Raw genomic sequence first — 685 nt, 5'->3', positions numbered from 1 at the left:
ATGTATCCTATTGTAAATTCTCCTAGATTTACCGATTTAAATACTTTATTTTTGTAAATTACACCTATTTTACATTTGTTAATCAATGCTTTTATGCCTAAATCTGTGTATTCGTATGGTAGCAATTCTACCTGTTGTTTTTCAGTAAATTCTTCTGCATCATTTGGGAGAAACTTATCGATCTTGGCAGAAGCAACTATTCTTTGAGTCTCCTCGTCTATATAAATATAAACTAAATAACTTCTTCCCACGGCCATTTTAGATTGTTGTTCACCAAAGGGAACCAGTAAATCTTTCATCAATCCCCAGTCTAAAAAGACCCCTAATTTGCTCACATCTTTCACCTTTAAATAGGCAAACTCCCCCACTGTAGCATAAGGTTTCAATGTAGTCGCAATAAGCCTATCTTCAGAATCTCTGTATATGAATACATCTAGGAATTGTCCTATTTGAGTGCCTTCAGGAACATAGACTCTAGGAATCAAAATTTCTTCACCTTCAAAGCCATCTAAATACAAACCAAAGTCTAATTCTTTGATGACTTCTAGCCTATTGTATTTACCTAATTGTAAAGGATGTGTCTCATTTATCATTATTATATATTATTTAGAATGAACATTCAGTTGGAATGTATATGTATTAACCGAATTTAAGATGAAAATCAATCAAATAGAATATTGTACGT

At 32.1% G+C, this 685-nt stretch carries 1 protein-coding gene; it reads right to left on the bottom strand.

Annotation, left to right across the window (positions count from 1 at the left end):
- Positions 1-593 (bottom strand): CvfB family protein (locus AC07XN_RS24550; RefSeq protein WP_494744962.1); only part of this gene is annotated, 593 nt, incomplete at its 3' end.
- Positions 594-685: the final 92 nt, after the last annotated feature.

Source organism: Arcicella sp. GW458-12-2-14-TSB2 (genome assembly GCF_059423785.1).
This window is presented reverse-complemented; position numbering and strand designations above follow the sequence as displayed.